This is a genomic window from Variovorax sp. WDL1 (genome assembly GCF_001541225.1).
Taxonomy (GTDB): domain Bacteria; phylum Pseudomonadota; class Gammaproteobacteria; order Burkholderiales; family Burkholderiaceae_C; genus Variovorax.
The window spans coordinates 1-18,905 of sequence record NZ_LMTS01000095.1 but is presented as its reverse complement, the minus strand read 5'-3'; the positions used below and the strand labels follow the sequence as shown (position 1 = coordinate 18,905).

Sequence of the window (18,905 nt, the reverse complement as noted above, 5' to 3'; positions counted from 1 at the left end):
CCGCAGCCGCAGAGACAGGCGGTCGCCGAGCGGCAGGTCCAGCGACTCCGCCTCGGCGCGCGCCAGTGCGTCGAAAAAGGGGAGCGCGTCGGCCATCGCGTTGGTCTGCAGCGCCGCCGCTGCATCAGGAAGCGGGCGCTGCGGTGCCGGCGCGCCGGTTGCCAGCGACCAGTCGAACGCTGCCACGGTGCGCTCCGTGCGCATGGGGGCGACCACCAGGGCTACGGCCAGCAGCTCGCGGCTGGTGATCACCGAGCCGAGCGCGCCCACCGCGGGGATGTCGAAGCCGGCCAGCAGCACCGCCTGCTGATCCGCCGCGCACTGCGCTGCAGCCTCGAGCAGGCCGGCCGCGAAGCTGTGCTCGTAGGCGGCCAGCGAATTGCTTGCGGCCGTGCAGCCGGTGCCGATGGTCCAGTAGCCGACCGCCGCGTTGTGCACCGAGTTGTGGAACTTGATCGGCGACAGCAGCTTGGGGTCGCTCGCCAGCGTGGCGCACATGTAGTCGTTGATGCCCAGGTCGCCGTGCGCGGAAGCGAACACGCAGGGCAGGTCCTTTGCCGCGCGGCCCGAGGCCTCGACCGCGGCGGCCGCGACCTCCAGCGCGAGCGCGACCGTGTCGGGCGCGCGCCGCCGCTCGGCCGGCGCCAGCATCTGCGGCGAGGGCCGCTTGGCCGGCGGGTCGGCCGGCACGGCCTCGCCGCGGAAGACCGCGCGGGCGCTGTTCCAGCCGGGAAGCGTGGAAGCCCAGAAGGCCGGGCCTTCGATGTAGAGGGTGGGGGTCGCCGCGTTCATGCGGTGGTTCCCTTGCCGAACACCAGCGCGCAGTTGTTGCCGCCGAAGCCGAAGGAATTGGAGAGCGCGTACCGCACTTCGCCGCGTGCGGGCTCCAGCCGGATCTGCGGACCGCAGCCCGGGTCGAGCACGGCGGTGTTGACGGTACCCGGCATCAGCCCGCGCTCGATGGCGAGCAGGCTGATCACTGCCTCGACAACGCCCGCTGCCCCCAGTGTGTGGCCGGTGAAGCCCTTGGTGGAGCTGGCATGGGTGCCCGGCGCAAAGCGGCGCGCCACCAGGGCGCCCTCGACCTCGTCGTTCTTGGTGCTGGCGGTGCCGTGCATGTTGATGTAGTCGATGGCCTCGGCCGCAAGGCCGGCACGCGCCAGCGCGTCGTCGAGCGCCCGCTCGGCGCCCAGCCCCTCAGGGTGCGGTGTGGACATGTGGTGGGCGTCGCTCGCCTCGCCGTAGCCCAGCAGCTCCAGCCGGCCCGGGCCGCGCTCCAGCAGCGCGAAGCCCGCGGCCTCGCCCAGGCTGATGCCGTTGCGCTGCGCGTCGAAGGGGCGGCAGGGCTCGGGCGAGACCAGCTCGAGCGAGTTGAAGCCGAACAGCACGCTGCCGCACAGCGTGTCCACCCCGCCGACCACCGCCGCGTCGACCAGGCCCAGGCGGATCAGCCGCTCGGCCGAGGCGAAGACCTTGGCGCTGGAGGAGCAGGCGGTAGAGAGGGTCTCGGCCGGCCCTTCGAGGCCGAGCGCCTCCTGCACGAACATCGTGAGCGAATGCGGCGTATGCACGCGGGGCCGGCGCTGCTCCGCGGGGAAGCCGCCGTCGGCGTCGAGCTGGGTGTAGGCGAGCTCGGTCTCGCCGATGCTCGAGGTGGAGGTGCCCAGGATCAGGGCGATGCGCGCCGGCCCGTAGCGCTCGCGCGCCGCCGCCACCGCCTCGATGAAGCCGTCGGCCTGCAGCCCGAGCCAGGCCAGGCGGTTGTTGCGGCAGTCCCAGCTTGCCAGGTCTTCCGGCAGGCTCGTTTCTTCGAGGCCGTCGACGCGGCCGATCCATGTGGGCAGCGGCGTGGCGCCGAAATCGTTGGCGCGCAGGCCGCTCGTCGATTGCTCGAGCGCGCTGAGCAGGGGTTCCTTGCCCACGCCCACGGCCGAGGTCGCGGTGAAGGCACTGATCTGGAGGGGTGGGATGCGGGAGGGCGGCACGGTGGGGCGGTGAGGCGAGGCGTGAAAAACGTCACAGCCTACCAGCTACTTCGCCTGTCGCGGGGGCGTGAATGTCCTACGGTCCTCAGGACAGGGAGCCGAGGTGCGCCTGGGCCGCCTCGGCGAGCCGGCGGTTGAAGGTGGCGAGCGGCGCCTTGAGTTCGGCAGCGAGCCAGAGGTAGGCGGCGTCGTAGGCGGTGAGCGCGTAGCGTGCCGCCAGTTCGTACTGCGCGATCGGGTCGACGGGATGAAGGTCGATGTCGAAAGTGGCGTAGTCGCGCAGCGACTGCGCGATGGCCTCGGCCGGCCCTTCCTCCCGGCGCTTCCCGAGCGCGGCGCTCACGATTTCGTGATCGAGCAGGTTGGGGGCGTGCAGGCTGCGGCCGATCAGCCGCGCCAGGGCTTCGTCGCGTGTCGGCTCGTCGAAGAGGATGGCGCCGAGTGCGCTGCAATCCACCACCATCGGCGGGCGCGCGGTGAAGGGCGGCGGCGGCTCGGCAACGTAGAGGGCTGAGGCCGAGGCGCTCATGAGCCAGGCTCCGCGCCGCGCTCGGCGCGAATGATGTCCACCCCATTGGGCACGCCGGTAATGGGTTGCGGAAAACGAACCCGGTGTTCGGCTGCGATCTGCTCGATGGGCTTGCCGCCGCGCCGGAAGACCGGACGGCCGCCCCAGCCGATGCTGACGGCGCCCGGGCGCGGGACGGGGGCCGGCTCCGGCTCGTGGATGGCCCGCTCGATGATGGCCATGAGCTCGCCTTGCAGAGACCGGTGATTGCGCGCCGCGCGCTGCCTCAGCCGCTCTGCCAGATCATCGGGCACGTCCTTGATCGAAAGATTTGCCATGCATGCCTCCAAAGTGGCGCCATTATGGCGCCGCTTTGGAGGCACCCTCGGGCGGCTGCACTGGCGCATTCCTGGCCGCCACTGCAACCAGCAACAACACCGGTACCCCCAGCGCCGCCGTGCTGGTGAAGAAGGCGTGGTAGCCGTAGGCGTCCACGAAGGCGCCGGAATAGCCGGCGATGAACTTGGGCAGCAGCAGCATCAGCGAGCTGAACAGCGCGTACTGCGTGGCGGAGTAGCTGACGTTCGTCAGGCTCGACAGGTACGCGATGAAGGCGGCCGAGGCGATGCCGCCCGCCAGGTTGTCGGCCGAGACCACCAGCACCAGAGCGGTGAGGTCATGCCCGCGCGTGGCCAGCGCGGCGAACAGCAGGTTGCTGGCGGCGCTCAGCACCGCGCCCAGCATCAGCACCCGCATCACGCCGAGCCGCATCGAGAGCACGCCGCCCACGAAGGCGCCGGCCAGCGTCATCACCACGCCATAGATCTTGCTGACCGTGGCCACCTCGTCCTTGGTGAAGCCCATGTCGACGTAGAAGGGGTTGGCCATGATGCCCATCACCACGTCGCTGATGCGGTAGACCGCGATCAACGCCAGGATCAGCGCCGCCTGCCAGCGGTAGCGGCGGAAGAAGTCGGCAAAGGGCTCGATGAGCACGCCTTCCAGCCACTCGGCTGCGTTCCTTGCCTTCGGCAGCGTCACGCGCGCCGGCTCGGGCGACAGCAGCACCGTGAGCACGCCCACCCCCATCGAGGCGGCCATCGCAAGATAGGCGGTCTTCCAGGCGCCGTTCTGGTAGCCCGCGCCGCCGGCGAGCTCAGCCCAGGCCGCGATCCACAGCACGCCCGCGCCGGCCCAGATCATCGCCAGCCGGTAGCCGGTCTGGTAGGCCGCGGCCAGGGCCGCCTGCTTGCGCGTGGCCGCCGATTCGATGCGGAAGGCATCCAGCGCAATGTCCTGCGTTGCCGAGCCGAAGGCCACCAGCAGCGCGCACCACACCAGCGGCGCGAGCCCGGCGCGCGGGTCGTTGAAGGCCATGCCGACGAGGCCGGTCATCACGATCAGCTGCGCCAGCAGCAGCCAGCCGCGCCGCCGGCCGAACAGCGTGGTCAGCGGCGGCACCGGCAGCCGGTCCACCAGCGGCGCCCACATCCACTTGAAACCGTAGGCCAGGCCCACCCAGCTCAGGTAGCCGATGGTCGTGCGGTCGATGCCGGCCTCGCGCAGCCGGAAGCTGAGCGTTCCCAGCACGAGCAGCAGGGGCAGGCCCGCGGAGAAGCCCAGCGCGAGCATGCGCAGGGTCGCGGGTTCGAGGTACACCTTGAGCGCATCGCGCCAGGGCAGGGCGGGGGGATTCTGGTCAGCCGGTGGTGCGGACATGAAGGAAGGTCTTTGAGGCTCTCTTATTATTCCCGCATGTGTCTGCACTGCCCCTCCCGCTCCTCTCCCTGGCAGGGCCGTCGCGCCTTCCTGCTTGCCGCCGCCGCGGCAGCCACGCCGGCCCTGGCGCAGGTGCAGGTGGGCAAGGCCTCCGTGGCGCGCAACCTGGTGCCGGCCGAGAACGTGGAGCAGGCCGGCGTGCAGCAGTACGGCGAGCTGCTGGCCCAGGCCAAGGCCAAGGGCGCGCTGGCCGGCGACGGCAACGCGCAGCTGCAGCGCCTGCGCGCCATCGCGGCGCGCATCATTCCCTTCGCGGCGCAGTGGAACGAACGCGCCGCGCGCTGGAAGTGGGAGGTCAACCTGATCGGCAGCACGCAGATCAACGCCTTCTGCATGCCGGGCGGCAAGATCGCCTTCTTCACCGGCATCCTCGACCAGCTCAAGCTCACGGACGACGAGGTCGCGATGGTCATGGGCCACGAGATGGCGCATGCCCTGCGCGAGCATGCCCGTGCGCGCCTGGCCAAGAGCGCGGGCACCGGCGCAGCGCTGTCGCTCGGAGCCCAGCTGCTGGGCCTGGGCCAGGCCGGCGACCTTGCAGCGCGCGCCGGCACGCAACTGCTCACCCTCAAGTTCAGCCGCAGCGACGAGACCGATGCCGACCTGGTCGGGCTCGAGCTTGCCGCGCGCGCCGGCTACAACCCGCAGGCCGCGGTGTCGCTGTGGAAGAAGATGGCGCAGGCCTCCAAGAGCCAGGGCGGCCTGAGCTTCCTGTCGACCCACCCGAGCGGGACCGACCGCATCGCCAAGCTCGAAGCCAACGTGCCCAAGGTCGAGGGCCTCTACCGCGCGGCGAAATAAATCAAGCGTTGCCGGTCCCTGCGCCTTTGCAGGATCGGGCAAGAAGCGTCCCCGAATCGGCTAACGCCTCGCGTCCCCTCGTTCCTAGACTCGTTCCAGTCGCCGCCGCATCTGTGCGCGGGGTCTTCATCAAGGAGCGCAGCATGTCGGGAATCCAGGACAAGGTCATCGCCATCACCGGCGCCAGCGGCGGCATCGGCCAAGCCGTGGCCAGGGTGCTGGCCGGGCGCGGCGCCAAGGTGATGCTGGGGGCGCGCCGCATCGGCCGGTTGAACGCACTCGCCAGGGAGATCGTCGAGGCCGGCGGCTCGGCGCACTACCAGACGCTCGACGTCACGCAGCGCGCGAGCATGCAATGCTTCATCGACGAGGCGAACGAGGTCTTCGGCCGCGTCGACGTCATCGTCCATGCGGTTGCGTCCGCCTCGGCCGCCTCCTGCACAACCAGGCGTGAGGTTCGCGCCATCACCGCGCCGGACGCCATCGAGCGCGCCATCGCGCTGGCTATCGACCAGTCGCCCGATGTAGGCGCCAGCCAGTTCGCCTCTCCCCGCCTCGCCCAGGTCATGTAGCCGAACGTGCTGGCCGGCGGCGGGCCGGTGGCACGTACCTTGCATCTCGTCTTGTACACAAGACAGGATGCTTGAAGATGGTGCATGAAACAGCCTCTCGTCGCAATGAGACGCCGGGGCCAGCCGATGAAGCAACAGCCGCGCAGGCTTGGATCGTGCGGCTCGATCCGCCCCTTGCCGGCGCGGCGCAGGGCCCGCTCGCCGGGCTGCGCTTCGCTGTCAAGGACAACATCGATGTCGCCGGCGTGCCCACCACCGCCGCCTGCTCAGCCTTCGCCTACACCCCGTCCGCCCACGCGCATGTGGTGCAGCGGCTGCTCGATGCCGGTGCAAGCCTGGCCGGCAAGACCAACCTCGACCAGTTCGCCTGCGGCCTCAACGGCACGCGCTCGCCCTACGGCGCGGTACCCAACAGCTTCGATGCGCGCTTTGTGAGCGGCGGATCGAGCTCGGGCTCGGCCTATGCGGTCGCCGCCGGCGAGGTCGACTTCGCGCTGGGGACGGACACCGCGGGCTCGGGCCGCGTGCCGGCCGGGCTCAACAACATCGTCGGCCTCAAGCCCTCGCGCGGCCTGGTCAGCGCGCGCGGCGTGGTGCCGGCGGCGCAAAGCGTGGATTGCGTGTCGATCTTCGCGCCGACCGTGGGCCTCGCGGTGCGCGTGCTGCAGGCGGCGATGGGCTTCGACGCCGAAGACCCTTACGCGCGCCGACTCGCGCTCGCCACGCAGCCGCTGCCCGCGCGCTTTCGCTTCGGCGTGCCGCACGCGCCGCGCTTCTTCGGCGATGCGCTGTCAGCGGCCGCCTTCGAGCGCGCGCTCGCACAGATGCGGGCGCTGGGCGGCACGCCCGTCGCCATCGACTACGCGCCGCTGGCCGACGCTGCCGCGCTGCTCTACGACAGCGCGCTGGTGGCCGAGCGCTATGCCGCCGTGCGCAGCTTCTTCGACGTCAACGAAGACGCGGTCGTCGAGCCGGTACGCGGCATCCTGGCCGCCGGCCGGCGCTACAGCGCGGCCGACTTCGCCGATGCCCGCACCCGGCTGCACGCGCTGGGCCAGCGCGCAGCCGCGATGTGGGAAGACATCGACCTGCTCCTCGTGCCCACCGCGCCCGCTCACTACACCATCGAGGCGATGCGCGCGGCGCCGGTCGTGCTCAACCGCAACCTGGGCGAATACACCAACTTCGTCAACCTGCTCGACTACGCGGCGCTCTCTGTGCCTGCGAACCTGCGCGAAGACGGACTGCCCTTCGGCATCACCCTGATCGGCCCCTGCGGCAGCGACCTGCAATTGGCCGAGCTTGGCCAGCGCTTCCATCACGCCACGGGCCTGGCGCAGGGCGCCACCGGCCGGCCATTGCCCGCGCCAGAGGCGCTCCCGATGGCGCCGCCGGAGCCCTCGGTGAAGCTTGCGGTCGTCGGCGCCCACCTCTCGGGCATGCCGCTGAACAACCAACTCACCGAGCGCGGGGCCACGCTGGTGGAGCAGACCTCCACCGCGCCGCAGTACCGGCTCTATGCGCTGCCCGGCACGGTGCCGCCCAAGCCCGGCCTGGTGCGCGTCGCGCCAGCGCAGGGCGCGGCGATCGCCGTCGAGGTGTGGCAGATGCCGCTCGCGCACTACGGCAGCTTCGTCTCGCTGATCCCCGCGCCGCTGGGCATCGGCACGCTCGCGCTGGCCGACGGCAGCAGCGTGCAGGGCTTCCTGTGCGAGGGGCTGGCGCTCGAGGGCGCCGCGGACATCACGTATCTGGGCGGCTGGCGCCGCTACATCGAATCCCGACAAGCTTGACAAGGAGTTCCCCATGAGCGCTTCCCGAAACATTCCCGGCACTTCGCGACGTCGCGTGCTGCAAGCCGGCGCAGCAGGCATCGCCGCGCTGGCCGCCCCAGCCGTGCTGGCCCAGCCCGCGTCCAAGGTCCGCATCGGCTTCTGGCCCGTGGCGGCCGGCCTGCCCTTCTTCGCGGCGGTCGACCGCGGCTACTTCAAGGAGGCCGGGCTCGATGTGGAGCCGCTCAAGTTCGCCGGCGCGCAGCAGGTGATGGAGGCCATGCTCGCGGGCCGCTCCGACGGCAGCTCCAACGGCACCGGCTCGGCCAACCTCGCCATCGGCGAGATTGCGCAGCCGGGGCTCTTCAAGATCTTCTGCACCAACCCGAGCAACGCCAAGTACGTGCTCGACGAGTTCATCGTCCCCAAGGACAGCCCGGTCAAGAGCATGGCCGAGCTCAAGGGCAAGAAGGTGGCCTCGGGTCCCGGCATCCAGAACATGACGCTGTGCAAGACCATGCTGGAGCGCGCGGGCGCCACCGGCGCCGCGGTCTCCGAGCTGCCGATCGGCCAGCACGTGGCCGCGCTGGTGGCAGGGCAGGTCGACGCCTGCTACACCCTCGAACCCACGGGTACCGTGGGCCGCATGAACGGCACCACCCGCGTGCTGGAGGCCGGCGTGGTCGCGAAATACATCCTCGGCGATCCGATGGCGCCGTGGCATGGTGGCGCCGCGAGCCTCACGAGCGAGTTCATCAAGAAAAACCCCGAGGCGGCGAAGAAGTTCATCGCCGCCTATGCGCGCGGTATCGAGCTGGTGCGCACCAAGCCGGACGACGCGCGAACGCACATGAAGGGCTACACCGCGATCGAGGGCGCGCTCACCGCCGAGGTGCCGCTGGCCTCGTACATGCTCTACAACGAGTTCAAGCCCAGCGACCTGGCGCACTTCCAGAAGTTCTACGACCTGTTCACCGAGAAGGGCATCTTCGAGAAGAAGGTGTCGGTGGACGGGTTGATCTACCGGGGCTGACCATGGCCGACGCCAACTCCGGTCCCGCGGCGGGTGCGCCCTGGTCGCCGCCCGCCGCCGGCGCCCCACCGGCTGCAGCGAAGAAATTCTCCTGGTCACCGTGGCTGCCGGCGATCGGCCCCATCGTGCTCTTCATCCTCTGGGACCTCGTGGTGCGCCTGGGCTTCATCAAGCCGATCCTGCTGCCCACCCCGGCGGACACGCTTGCGGCGCTGATCACCGGCCTGGCCGGCGGCCCCCTGCTCCTGGATTTCGCAGTGACCGTGTGGCGCACGCTGCAGGCCTTCCTGATCGCCGCGGCCATCGGCGTGCCCCTGGGCGTGCTGCTGGGCAGCAACGAGAAGGCCTACCGCAGCGTGGAGTTCCTGATCGACTTCTTCCGCTCCACGCCCTCGTCGGCGCTGATCCCGCTGTTCCTGCTGATCTTCGGCGTGTCGGACATCAACAAGGTCGCGATCGCAGCCTTCGGAGCGCTGCTGATCGTGGTCTTCAACAGTGCCTACGGCGTGATCAACGCGCGCAAGCAGCGGGTGATGGCGGCGCGGGTGATGGGCGCCTCGCGCTGGCAGATCTTCAAGGACGTGCTGGTGTGGGAAAGCCTGCAGCCCTCCTTCGTGGGCCTGCGCTCCGCGGTCTCGATGGCGCTGGTGATCGTGATCGTGGCCGAGATGTTCATCGGCTCGGACAACGGCCTGGGCCATCGCATCATCGATGCACAGCAGGTGCTCAACGTCAAGAGCATGTATGCGGCCATCCTGGCGGCCGGCGCGCTGGGCTATGCGCTCAACATCCTCTTCCTGCTCGCAGAGCGCCGCATCGTGCACTGGAGCGGACGATGAGAGCCGTCGCCGACACCGTGATCGACGGCCCGGTCTACGCCGACGTGCCGAAGCCGGCCTTCCAGCCCGGGCCGGCCGGCACGCACATCACCATCCGCGGGCTGACCAAGTATTTCGCCGGCTGGCCGCTGTACGAGAACTTCGACCTCGACATTCCCAAGAGCCGGATCGTCTCGATCTTCGGCCCCAACGGCTGCGGCAAGTCCACGCTGATCAACATGATCGCGGGCCTGATCCCGATCGACTCGGGCGAGATCCTGTTCGACGGCAAGTCGCTGAAAGACACCAAGATCGGCTACGTGTTCCAGAACTACCGCGAGGCGATGTTCCCGTGGATGCGCACCATCGACAACATCGCCTACCCGCTGAAGCTGGAAGGCCGCTCCAAGGCCGAGGTCGACCGCCGCATGGCGGAGCTGGTGGCGTCCTTCGACGTCAAGTTCGACCTGCACCGCTACCCGTACGAGCTCTCGGGCGGCCAGCAGCAGACCGCCTCGATCATGCGGGCGCTGGCGCCGAACCCCGAGGTGCTGTTCCTCGACGAGCCCTTCTCGGCACTCGACTTCGAGATGACGCTGTTCATCCGCGAGAAGCTGCAGGAGGTCTTCATGCAGACCGGCACCACCATGCTGCTGGTGTCGCACGACCTGGAGGAGGCGGTGTACCTGGCCGACCAGGTGCTGCTGCTCACCAAGCGGCCGACCCGGGTGGCCGAGATCCTGGAGTACGGCGATGCGCGCCCGCGCACTCTCGAGACGCTGAGCGCGCCCAGCTTCATCGCGACGAAGAAGCTGAGCCTCGAGATCTTCCAGCGCGAAGTGCGCAGATGAAGCTCGCAAGCAGGCTTTCCGCGGTGTCCCTGGCATGGTCCTCGCGTGGGTGGTGCCAGAACGAGAGGACAGCTCATGACACCCAAGCAGATCGAGACCTATGTCGATGCAGCCGCAATTGCTCTGAACCTGCGCCTGCGGCCGGACCACCGAGCCGGCGTGTTGCGCTACTTCGGCCTGGCGGCCGAGTTCGCGGCCGTCGTGGAGGCGGTGCCGCTCGACCCCCACGACGAGACCGCGGTGCACTTTTCGCCCGTGCCGACGGAGTCCCGGGAATGACGCCGGCCGCGCTGCTGTTGCAGGACGCCGCAGCCATGGCGCAGGCCGTGCGCTCGGGCGGGGTGAGTGCGGTCGCGCTGGTGCAGGCGAGCCTCGAGCGCATCGCCGCCACCGACGCGCGCATCAACGCCTTCACCGATGTGGTCCGCGAACGCGCCCTGCGGCGCGCCGCCCAGGTCGACGCCTCGCTGGCCTCCGAGCACGGCGTGCGCACGCGCGAGCTGCCGCTGCTGGGCGTGCCTTTCGCGGTCAAGAACCTGTTCGACATCGCCGGCCTGCCGACACTGGCGGGCTCGAAGATCGAACGCGAGCGGGAGCCCGCACGGGGCGACGCCACGCTGGTGCGCCGCCTCGAAAGCGCCGGCGCGGTGCTGGTCGGCGCGCTCAACATGGACGAATACGCCTACGGCTTCACCACCGAGAACACCCACGTGGGCGCCACCCACAACCCGCACGACCTGAATCGCATCGCCGGCGGCTCCTCGGGCGGCTCGGGCGCCGCAGTTGCAGCCGGCCAGGTGCCGCTGACGCTGGGCTCCGACACCAACGGCTCGATCCGCGTGCCGGCCTCGCTCAACGGCGTGTTCGGGCTCAAGCCCACTTTCGGCCGGCTGCCGCGCACCGGCAGCTACCCTTTCGTCTCCAGCCTGGACCATCTCGGCCCCTTCGCACGCACGGCGCGCGACCTGGCCCTGGCCTACGACGCGATGCAGGGCCCGGAGCGCCTGGCGCCGCGGGACCCAGGCTGCGCGCAGCGGCCCGTCGAGCCGGTCTTCAAGTCGCTCTCGCGCGGCGTGCAGGGCCTGCGCATCGGCGTGCTGGGCGGCTGGTTCCGGCAGCGCGCGCTGCCCGAGGCGCGAGGCGCGGTCGATGCCGTGGCGCTCGCGCTGGGCGCGGTCCGCACGGTCGAGCTGCCGATGGTCGAGGCCGGCCGTGCCGCCGCCTTCCTCATCACCAATGCCGAAGGCGCGGCGCTGCATCTGCACGATCTGCGCACGCGGCCGCATGACTTCGAGCCGCTGTCGCGCGACCGCTTCCTGGCCGGCGCGCTGCTGCCCGCGGCCTGGGTGGCGCGCGCGCAGCGCGTGCGCCGGCTCTACGCCCAACAGGCGGCGCGCGTGTTCGAGCGCTTCGACATCCTCCTGGCCGCGGCCACGCCCTGCGCCGCGACGCCGATCGGCACCGAGTGGCTCGAGCTCAACGGCCAGCGCGTCCCCCTGCGCGCCAACATGGGCGTGCTGACCCAGCCGATCTCGTGCATCGGCCTGCCGGTCTGTGCGGTGCCCGTGTGGGGTGCGCATGCGAGCCTGCCGATCGGTGTGCAGGTCATCGGCGCACCCTGGCGCGAGGACCTGGTGCTGCGCGTGGCCGCGGCGCTCGAATCGGCCGGCGTGTCGCAGGCACCGGTCGCGAGTCTGGCATGAGCCGCACGGCCGCTCCGAAGGCTCATAGCACCGCAGCCGAAAGCGAAGGCGAAGGCGAAGGTACTCCAGCGAGCGGATCCATGACGACGCCCGAAATCAACCTTCCCGATGTGCTGGCCGAGGTGACGGCCGCCTTCACCCGTTACGAGGACGCGCTGGTCCACAACAAGGTCGAGGTGCTCGACGAACTGTTCTGGAACAGCCCCCACACGCTGCGCTACGGCGCCACCGAGAACCTCTACGGCTACGAGGCCATCCAGGCCTTCCGCGCATCGCGCCCCTCGCAGGGGCTGGCGCGCGAACTGCTGCGCACCGTCATCACGACCTATGGGCGCGATCTCGCCACCGCCAATTGCGAGTTCCGCCGCGAAGGCAGTGCGCGCACCGGCCGACAGAGCCAGACCTGGATGCGTACCGGCCAGGGCTGGCGCGTGGTGGCCGCGCACGTGAGCCTGCTTGCCTGACCGATCCCCGCTTTCCCTCATCACTTTGGAGCACCCATGAGCCAGTTCAATCGCCGCGATTCCCTCAAGTCCCTCGCCGCGCTCGCCTCCGCCACCTCGCTGGGCGGCTGGAGCGCCCTGGCGAGCGCCCAGAAGCCGCTGACCGTGGGCGTGATCTACGTCGGCCCGCGCGACGACTACGGCTACAACCAGGCGCACGCCCAGGCCGCGGCCGAACTGAAGAAGATGCCCGGCATCAAGCTGGTCGAGGAAGAGAACGTGCCCGAGACCGCGGCCGTGCAGAAGACCATGACCGGCATGATCGCGCAGGACGGCGCCAAGCTGCTCTTCCCCACCTCCTTCGGCTACTTCGACCCGCACATCCTCGCGGTCGCGCCCAAGAACCCCGACGTGCGCTTCTCGCACTGCGGCGGCCTCTGGTCCGAAGCCAAGCATCCGAAGAACGCCGGCAGCTTCTTCGGCTACATCGACGAGTGCCAGTACCTGAACGGCGTGGTCGCCGGCCACATGACCAAGAGCAACAAGATCGCCTTCGTCGCGGCCAAGCCGATCCCCCAGGTGCTGCGCAACATCAACGCCTTCACCATGGGCGCGCGCTCGGTCAAGCCCGGCATCACCTGCAGCGTGATCTTCACCGGCGACTGGTCGATGGCCGTGAAGGAGGCCGAGGCCACCAACAGCCTGGCCGATCAGGGCTGCGACGTGTTCACCATGCACGTGGACGGGCCCAAGGTGGTGGTCGAGACCGCGGCCAAGCGCGGCAAGATGGTCTGCGGCTACCACGCGAGCCAGGCCAGGCTCGCGCCCAATGCCTACCTGACCGGCGCCGAATGGAACTGGCTCACCGCCTACAAGACCGCGGTCGATGCGGCGCAGAGCGGCAAGCCGCATCCCAACTTCCTGCGCGGCGGACTGAAGGAGGGCTACGTGAAGATGTCCGCCTACGGGCCGATGGTGAGCGATGCTGCGAAGAAGAATGCCGACGACATCAAGGCCAGGATGCTGGCCGGCACCTTCGACATCTTCCAGGGCGGCTTGAAGGACAACAAGGGCGCGGTCGTCATCCCGGCCGGCAAGGCACTGAAGCAGACCGACCTGGAGCTCGAGAAGATGAACTACCTGGTCGAAGGCGTCGTCGGCTCGATCGGTTGATCTTCATCGCGAGCCCAGCGTGCGCAACGCACTGAAGGAAGCGGCCCTGCCGGCGTTCGCCATCGCGGCGGCGCTGCTCCTGTTCGGCGTCTTCGTGTGGTTCGCCGGGGCGAGCCCGGTGGAGGTCTGGGTGATCCTCTTCAAGGGCGCCTTCGGCGACTGGTTTTCCTGGCAGAACACCTTGCAGCGCGCGGCGCCGCTGATGCTCACCGCACTGTGCGTCGCGATTCCCGCGCGCGCCGGGCTCGTCATCATCGGCGGCGAGGGCGCAGTGGTGCTCGGCGGCCTGGCCTGCGCGGCCTTGCCTTATGTGCTGCCGCTGCCGGCCAGCGTCTTCGGCTCGCTCGCGCTGTGCATCGCCGGCGCGTTGGCCGGCGCGCTGTGGATCGTGCTGGCCGGCTGGCTGCGGCAGTACCGCGGCATCAACGAAACCATCAGCAGCCTGCTGCTGGCCTATGTCGCAATCGGCCTCTTCAAGCACCTGGTCGAGGGCGTGCTGCGCGATCCCGCCAGCCTCAACAAGCCGGCCACGCGCTCGCTCGCCGAAGGGCTGGCGATCGGCGGCATCGGCGGCTCGGACGTGCACTGGGGCCTGGCGATCGGCATCGTGGCGTGCCTCGCCTCGGGGCTATGGCTGCGCGCCACCGCCTCCGGCTTCGCCGTGCGGGTGGTCGGCGGCAATCCGCGCGCCGCGCAGCTGGTGGGCCTGCCCGCGAGCCGGCTGATCCTCGCGGCCTGCGGCCTCGGCGGCGCATGCGCCGGCGTGGCCGGCGCGGTAGAGGTGGCGGCGGTCCACACCAATGCCAACGCCTCGCTGATCGCGGGCTACGGCTATGCGGGCATCCTGGTGTCCTTCATCGCGCGCCACAACCCGGTGGCTGTCGTTCCGGTCGCGATCCTGTTCGGCGGCTTCGGTGCTGCGGGCAGCCTGCTGCAGCGGCGCGTCGGCCTGCCCGATGCGTCGGTGCTGGTGCTGCAGGGCATGGCCTTCGTGCTGATCCTGGCGAGCGAAGGCCTGCGCATGGTCGACTGGAAGACCTTGCTGCGCAATCGCATGCCGCAAGCCCCCGAGCCCCGGATGCGCAAGGAGCCCGTATGACGCCCGACCAGTGGATTGCGCTCGTGGCGGGCATCGTCGGCGGCGCCCTGCGCGTCGGCGCGCCCTTCCTGTTCGTGAGCCTGGGCGAATGCCTGACCGAGAAGTCGGGCCGCATCAACCTCGGCCTCGAAGGCGTGCTGGTGCTCTCTGCCATGGCCTCCTTCGGGGGAGCCTGGCTCACGGACTCGGCCTGGCTCGGCGTGCTGATCGGCGCCACGGCCGGCGCGCTGCTGGCGCTGCTGCATGGCTTGCTGTGCTCGCTCGACCGCGTCAACGACGTGGCCACCGGCATCGCGCTGATGCTGTTCGGCACCGGGCTCGCCTTCTACCTCGGCAAGCCGCTGATCCAGCCGCAGGCGCCGCAGCTGCCGGCCATTCCCCTGGGCAACTGGAGCGAGAACCCGGTGGTGCGCTCCGCCCTGCAGGTCAATGCGCTGGTGCCGCTGGGCGTCGTGCTGGCGCTGGTGTTGTGGTGGGCCTTCGCGCACACGCGCGTCGGGCTGCTGGTGCGCATGGCAGGCGACTCGGCCAACGCGACGCGGGCGCTGGGCTATTCGGTGGCGGGCCTGCGCATCGCTGCCACCACTGCCGGCGGCTTCATCGCGGGGTTGGGCGGCGCGTCGCTGACGCTCTTCTACCCGGGCAGCTGGAACGAGGGCATCTCGAGCGGGCAGGGCCTGATCGCGGTGGCGCTGGTGATCTTCGCGCGCTGGAGCCCGCTGCGCTGCATCGGCGCGGCGCTGCTCTTCGGCGGCGCCGGCGCGATCGGGCCGGCATTGCAGTCCATCGGCGTGGGCTGGGGCTACCACCTCTTCAACACGGTGCCCTACGTGCTCACGCTGGTGATCCTGGTGCTGACCTGCAAGCCGGGCAGCGTGGCCGCCGGCAGCCCCGGCGAGCTTTCTTCGACCCGTTGAAAGGAGAGACGCCGATGAGCGGTCTGGGTGGTTTGAACAAGTCGGCCCATGGAGTGGTCATCGGGCTGGTGCAGCTGCAGCTGCCGGTCGTGAAGACGCCTGCCGACCTGGCGGCGCAGACGCAGCGCATCTGCGCCATGGTGGCCAAGGCGCGACGCAACCAGGGCACGATGGACCTGGTGGTGTTTCCCGAGTATTCGCTGCACGGACTGTCGATGGACACCTCGCCCGAGATCATGTGCACGCTGGACGGTCCCGAGGTGGCGGCCTTCAGGCAGGCCTGCATCGACAACGCGATCTGGGGCTGCTTCTCGATCATGGAGGCCAACCCCGGCGGCAATCCGTACAACAGCGGGCTGGTCATCGACGACCAGGGGGCGATCCGGCTCTACTACCGAAAGATGCATCCCTGGGTGCCCGTCGAGCCCTGGGAGCCCGGCAACATCGGCGTCCCCGTTTGCGACGGGCCCAACGGGAGCAAGCTCGCGCTGATCATCTGCCACGACGGCATGCTGCCCGAGATGGCGCGCGAGGCGGCGTACAAGGGTGCCGAGATCATCATCCGCACGGCGGGCTACACCGCGCCGATCCGCCATGCCTGGCGCATCACCAACCAGGCCAATGCCTTCTGCAACCTGGCGTACACCGCGAGCGTGTGCATGTGCGGCAGCGACGGCACCTTCGACTCGATGGGTGAAGGCATGTTCTGCAGCTTCGACGGCACGGTGCTGGTCGAGGGCGGCGGCCGGTCCGACGAGATCGTCACTGCCGAGCTGCGGCCCGACCTGGTGCGCGAGGCGCGCATCGGCTGGGGCGTGGAGAACAACATCTACCAGCTCTACCACCGCGGCTACGTGGCGGTGAAGGGCGGCGCGCAGGACTGCCCGTACACCTACATGCAGGACATGGCGGCCGGCCGCTACCGCCTGCCGTGGAGCGAGGAAGTGAAGGTGAAGGACGGCAGCGGCTTCGGCTTCGAGCCGCCGGTGCGCGCCTACAAGGGGCCGGAGAACATCGCATGAGCAGTACGATGCCGAGCGTTGAACGCGTCGTCTACGCCGACCCCTACCGCTGGCCCTACAACGGCGCGCTGCGGCCGGACAACACGGCGCTCGTCGTGATCGACATGCAGACCGACTTCTGCGGCCAGGGCGGCTACGTCGACGTGATGGGCTATGACCTGTCGCTGGTGCAGGCGCCGATCGAGCCGATCGCGCGGACGATGGCGCGTCTGCGCGCGCTGGGCTTCCACGTCATCCACACACGCGAAGGCCACCGGCCGGACCTGGCCGACCTGCCGGCCAACAAGCGCTGGCGCTCGCGCCAGATCGGCGCCGGCGGCGTGGGCATCGGCGACGACGGTCCGTGCGGGCGCATCCTGGTGCGCGGCGAACCGGGCTGGGAAATCATTCCCGCGCTCGCGCCGCTGCCCGGCGAGGTGGTGATCGACAAGCCGGGCAAGGGCTCCTTCTATGCCACGGATCTCGAGCTGGTCCTGCGCACGCGCGGCATCGAGAACCTGATCCTCGCCGGCATCACCACCGACGTCTGCGTGCACACCACCATGCGCGACGCCAACGACCGCGGCTTCGAGTGCCTGCTGCTGTCGGACTGCACCGCCGCGACCGACCGCGGCAACCACCTCGCGGCGCTGAAGATGATCACCATGCAGGGCGGCGTGTTCGGAGCGCATGCCAGCTCGGCCGCGCTGCTCGATGCGCTGGCCGACGTGTAGCAGGGAGCCTTGCTCATGCCCGACCCGCTCCAGCAGCAGCAACCCATCGGCGCCTTGCCCGCGGCCACCGGTGCGCTCGCGCTCGACACCTACCGCCTGACCAAGCGCTTCGGCGATTTCACCGCCATGGACGGCGTGAGCATGTGCGTCGAGCCCGGCAGCGTGCACGCGCTGCTCGGCGAGAACGGCGCCGGCAAGAGCACGTTGGTCAAGTGCGTGGCCGGCTACCAGCGCGCGGAGGAGGGCAGCATCCTGATCGACGGGCGCGAGCAGGAGATCGCCAATCCCGTGGTGGCGCGGGCCCTCGGCATCGGCATGGTCTACCAGCATTTCACGCTGGCCCCGGGCATGACCGTGGCCGAGAACCTGCTGCTGGCCGGCGGCCGGACGCCGGCGGTGATCGACTGGAAGCGCAAGCGCGCCGAGCTCGAGGCCTTCCTGGCGACCACACCGTTTCGCCTGGACCTCGACCTGCGGCCTTCGGAGCTGGCCGCAGGCGAGAAGCAGAAGCTGGAGCTGCTCAAGCAGCTGTACCTGAAGCCGCGCCTGCTGATCCTCGACGAGCCGACCTCCGTACTGACGCCGCAGGAGGCCGACGAGGTGCTGGGCCATGTGCGGGCCTTCGCGCAGAGCGGGCTGTGTACCGTGCTCATCATCACGCACAAATTTCGCGAGGTGATGGCCTATGCCGACGGCGTGACCGTGCTGCGTCGGGGCAAGGCGGTGCATCACTGCCGCGTCGCCGATACCGATCCGGCGCGCCTGGCCGCCGCGATGATGGGCGAAGGCGCGGCGCCGCCGCCCGAAGGCGAGGCCGCGGCCGCCGCGGCGGCGGGCGAGGCAGGGCCTGCGGCGCGTGCCGATGCCCCCGTGGCCCTGCAGGTCGACGCGCTGCGCGCGCAGGGCGATCGAGGGACCTTGGCGGTGCACGACCTGAGCCTCGCGGTGCGCGCGGGCGAGATCCTCGGCGTGGCGGGCATCTCGGGCAACGGCCAGCGGGAGCTGGTCGAGGCGCTCGTCGGGCAGCGCGCGCGGCTCGCCGGCGAGGTGAGGGTGATGGGCGAGCCCTATGCGGCGCGCCGCGGGGAGAACCGCCGCCTCAAGGTGCGCAGCCTGCCCGAGGAGCCGCTGCGCAACGCCTGCGTGGGCGATCTCAGCGTTGCGGAGAACATGGCGCTGCGCGATTTCGACCAGCCGCCGATGGCGCGCGCCGGGGTGCTGAACTTCGCGGCCTGGCGCAGCCGTGCGCGCGAGTGGATCGCCGAGTACGGGGTGAAGACCCGGGGCGAGGGCGCGCCGATCCGCAGCCTTTCCGGCGGCAATGTGCAGCGGGCGGTGCTGGCGCGCGAGCTGGCCGGGGAGATCAACGTGCTGATCGCGGCCAACCCCGTGTTCGGATTGGACTTTGCGGCGGTGGCCGAGATTCATGGGCGCATCCGGCAGGTGCGGGCGCGCGGCGGCGCGGTGCTGCTGATCAGCGAAGACCTGGATGAGCTGATGGAGATGGCGGATCGGATCGTGGTGATGAGCGAGGGACGGATCGTGTTCGAGACGCCTGCCGCGTCTGCTGAGCGGCATGTGCTGGGGGCGCATATGGGGGGAGGGCATCACGCATGAGGGCGTATGTCCCGGGTTGCTGCCTTCCGCTTTGGGTGGGGGACGTTCGCTTTTTGGACGTTGCTGTTGGGTTGAGTGCGGGGCCGGGATTTCGCCCCG

20 protein-coding genes are annotated in these 18,905 nt (G+C 70.0%); 15 read left to right on the top strand and 5 right to left on the bottom strand.

Translation table 11 applies throughout. From position 1 onward, the window contains the following. From APY03_RS40180 to APY03_RS13530, 5 genes are all read right to left on the bottom strand, one after another. The coding region (locus APY03_RS40180; RefSeq protein WP_083944334.1) for a beta-ketoacyl synthase chain length factor at positions 1–792 on the bottom strand (792 nt) is incomplete at its 3' end. Then, positions 789–1,985: a beta-ketoacyl-[acyl-carrier-protein] synthase family protein gene (locus APY03_RS13545; protein WP_232081205.1), complete on the bottom strand. Its 1,197-nt coding sequence runs from the start codon at positions 1,983–1,985 to the stop codon at positions 789–791. The genes APY03_RS40180 and APY03_RS13545, both read right to left, overlap by 4 nt. Before the next feature lie 85 nt (positions 1,986–2,070). Next, on the bottom strand, positions 2,071–2,514 hold the full coding sequence (locus tag APY03_RS13540; RefSeq protein WP_083944332.1) for a type II toxin-antitoxin system VapC family toxin: 444 nt from the start codon (positions 2,512–2,514) through the stop codon (positions 2,071–2,073). After that, on the bottom strand, positions 2,511–2,831 hold the full coding sequence (locus APY03_RS13535; RefSeq protein WP_068677648.1) for a FitA-like ribbon-helix-helix domain-containing protein: 321 nt from the start codon (positions 2,829–2,831) through the stop codon (positions 2,511–2,513). The genes APY03_RS13540 and APY03_RS13535 overlap by 4 nt, the downstream gene beginning before the upstream one ends. 22 nt (positions 2,832–2,853) lie before the next feature. Beyond that, entirely contained in the window at positions 2,854–4,212 is a 1,359-nt protein-coding gene (locus tag APY03_RS13530) for an AmpG family muropeptide MFS transporter (protein ID WP_068677646.1), read from the bottom strand. 36 nt (positions 4,213–4,248) lie between these two features. On the opposite strand from APY03_RS13530, the gene APY03_RS13525 reads away from it, so the two are divergent. The 15 genes from APY03_RS13525 to APY03_RS13455 all read left to right on the top strand — a co-directional run bounded on the left by APY03_RS13525 (position 4,249) and on the right by APY03_RS13455 (position 18,806). Further along, positions 4,249–5,073: a M48 family metallopeptidase gene (locus APY03_RS13525; RefSeq protein ID WP_068677644.1), complete on the top strand. Its 825-nt coding sequence runs from the start codon at positions 4,249–4,251 to the stop codon at positions 5,071–5,073. 143 nt (positions 5,074–5,216) lie between these two features. Then, on the top strand, positions 5,217–5,645 hold the full coding sequence (locus tag APY03_RS13520) for an SDR family oxidoreductase (RefSeq protein WP_068677641.1): 429 nt from the start codon (positions 5,217–5,219) through the stop codon (positions 5,643–5,645). A 77-nt stretch (positions 5,646–5,722) separates the two neighbouring features. After that, complete coding sequence (gene atzF, locus APY03_RS13515) at positions 5,723–7,438, top strand: allophanate hydrolase (protein ID WP_068677639.1); 1,716 nt, start codon at positions 5,723–5,725, stop codon at positions 7,436–7,438. A 13-nt stretch (positions 7,439–7,451) separates the two neighbouring features. After that, a complete protein-coding gene (locus APY03_RS13510; protein ID WP_068677637.1) occupies positions 7,452–8,450 on the top strand; it encodes an ABC transporter substrate-binding protein in 999 nt (332 codons plus the stop codon). A 2-nt stretch (positions 8,451–8,452) separates the two neighbouring features. Further along, on the top strand, positions 8,453–9,289 hold the full coding sequence (locus APY03_RS13505) for an ABC transporter permease (RefSeq protein ID WP_068677635.1): 837 nt from the start codon (positions 8,453–8,455) through the stop codon (positions 9,287–9,289). Next, positions 9,286–10,119, top strand: coding sequence for an ABC transporter ATP-binding protein (locus tag APY03_RS13500; RefSeq protein WP_068677633.1), 834 nt, complete (start codon positions 9,286–9,288; stop codon positions 10,117–10,119). The genes APY03_RS13505 and APY03_RS13500 overlap by 4 nt, the downstream gene beginning before the upstream one ends. Positions 10,120–10,194: 75 nt before the next feature. Further along, positions 10,195–10,398, top strand: coding sequence for an AtzG-like protein (locus tag APY03_RS13495; RefSeq protein ID WP_068677631.1), 204 nt, complete (start codon positions 10,195–10,197; stop codon positions 10,396–10,398). Next, a complete protein-coding gene (locus tag APY03_RS13490; RefSeq protein ID WP_068677629.1) occupies positions 10,395–11,822 on the top strand; it encodes an AtzE family amidohydrolase in 1,428 nt (475 codons plus the stop codon). The genes APY03_RS13495 and APY03_RS13490 overlap by 4 nt, the downstream gene beginning before the upstream one ends. Before the next feature lie 80 nt (positions 11,823–11,902). Then, entirely contained in the window at positions 11,903–12,286 is a 384-nt protein-coding gene (gene hpxZ, locus APY03_RS13485; protein ID WP_068677627.1) for an oxalurate catabolism protein HpxZ, read from the top strand. Positions 12,287–12,322: 36 nt separating this feature from the next. After that, positions 12,323–13,438 carry a BMP family ABC transporter substrate-binding protein gene (locus APY03_RS13480; RefSeq protein WP_068677625.1) on the top strand — a complete coding sequence of 372 codons (1,116 nt, stop codon included), beginning with the start codon at positions 12,323–12,325 and terminating at the stop codon, positions 13,436–13,438. Positions 13,439–13,457: 19 nt separating this feature from the next. Further along, entirely contained in the window at positions 13,458–14,537 is a 1,080-nt protein-coding gene (locus tag APY03_RS13475) for an ABC transporter permease (RefSeq protein WP_068677624.1), read from the top strand. Continuing rightward, complete coding sequence (locus APY03_RS13470; protein ID WP_068677622.1) at positions 14,534–15,454, top strand: ABC transporter permease; 921 nt, start codon at positions 14,534–14,536, stop codon at positions 15,452–15,454. Before APY03_RS13475 ends, APY03_RS13470 begins: the two co-directional genes overlap by 4 nt. A gap of 14 nt (positions 15,455–15,468) precedes the next feature. Next, positions 15,469–16,476 (top strand): formamidase, encoded by a 1,008-nt coding sequence (locus APY03_RS13465; RefSeq protein ID WP_068677619.1) that lies wholly within the window; start codon positions 15,469–15,471, stop codon positions 16,474–16,476. Beyond that, positions 16,473–17,189 (top strand): biuret amidohydrolase, encoded by a 717-nt coding sequence (gene biuH / locus APY03_RS13460; protein ID WP_068677617.1) that lies wholly within the window; start codon positions 16,473–16,475, stop codon positions 17,187–17,189. Before APY03_RS13465 ends, biuH begins: the two co-directional genes overlap by 4 nt. A gap of 15 nt (positions 17,190–17,204) precedes the next feature. Next, on the top strand, positions 17,205–18,806 hold the full coding sequence (locus APY03_RS13455; protein ID WP_068677615.1) for an ABC transporter ATP-binding protein: 1,602 nt from the start codon (positions 17,205–17,207) through the stop codon (positions 18,804–18,806). Positions 18,807–18,905 lie beyond the last annotated feature (99 nt).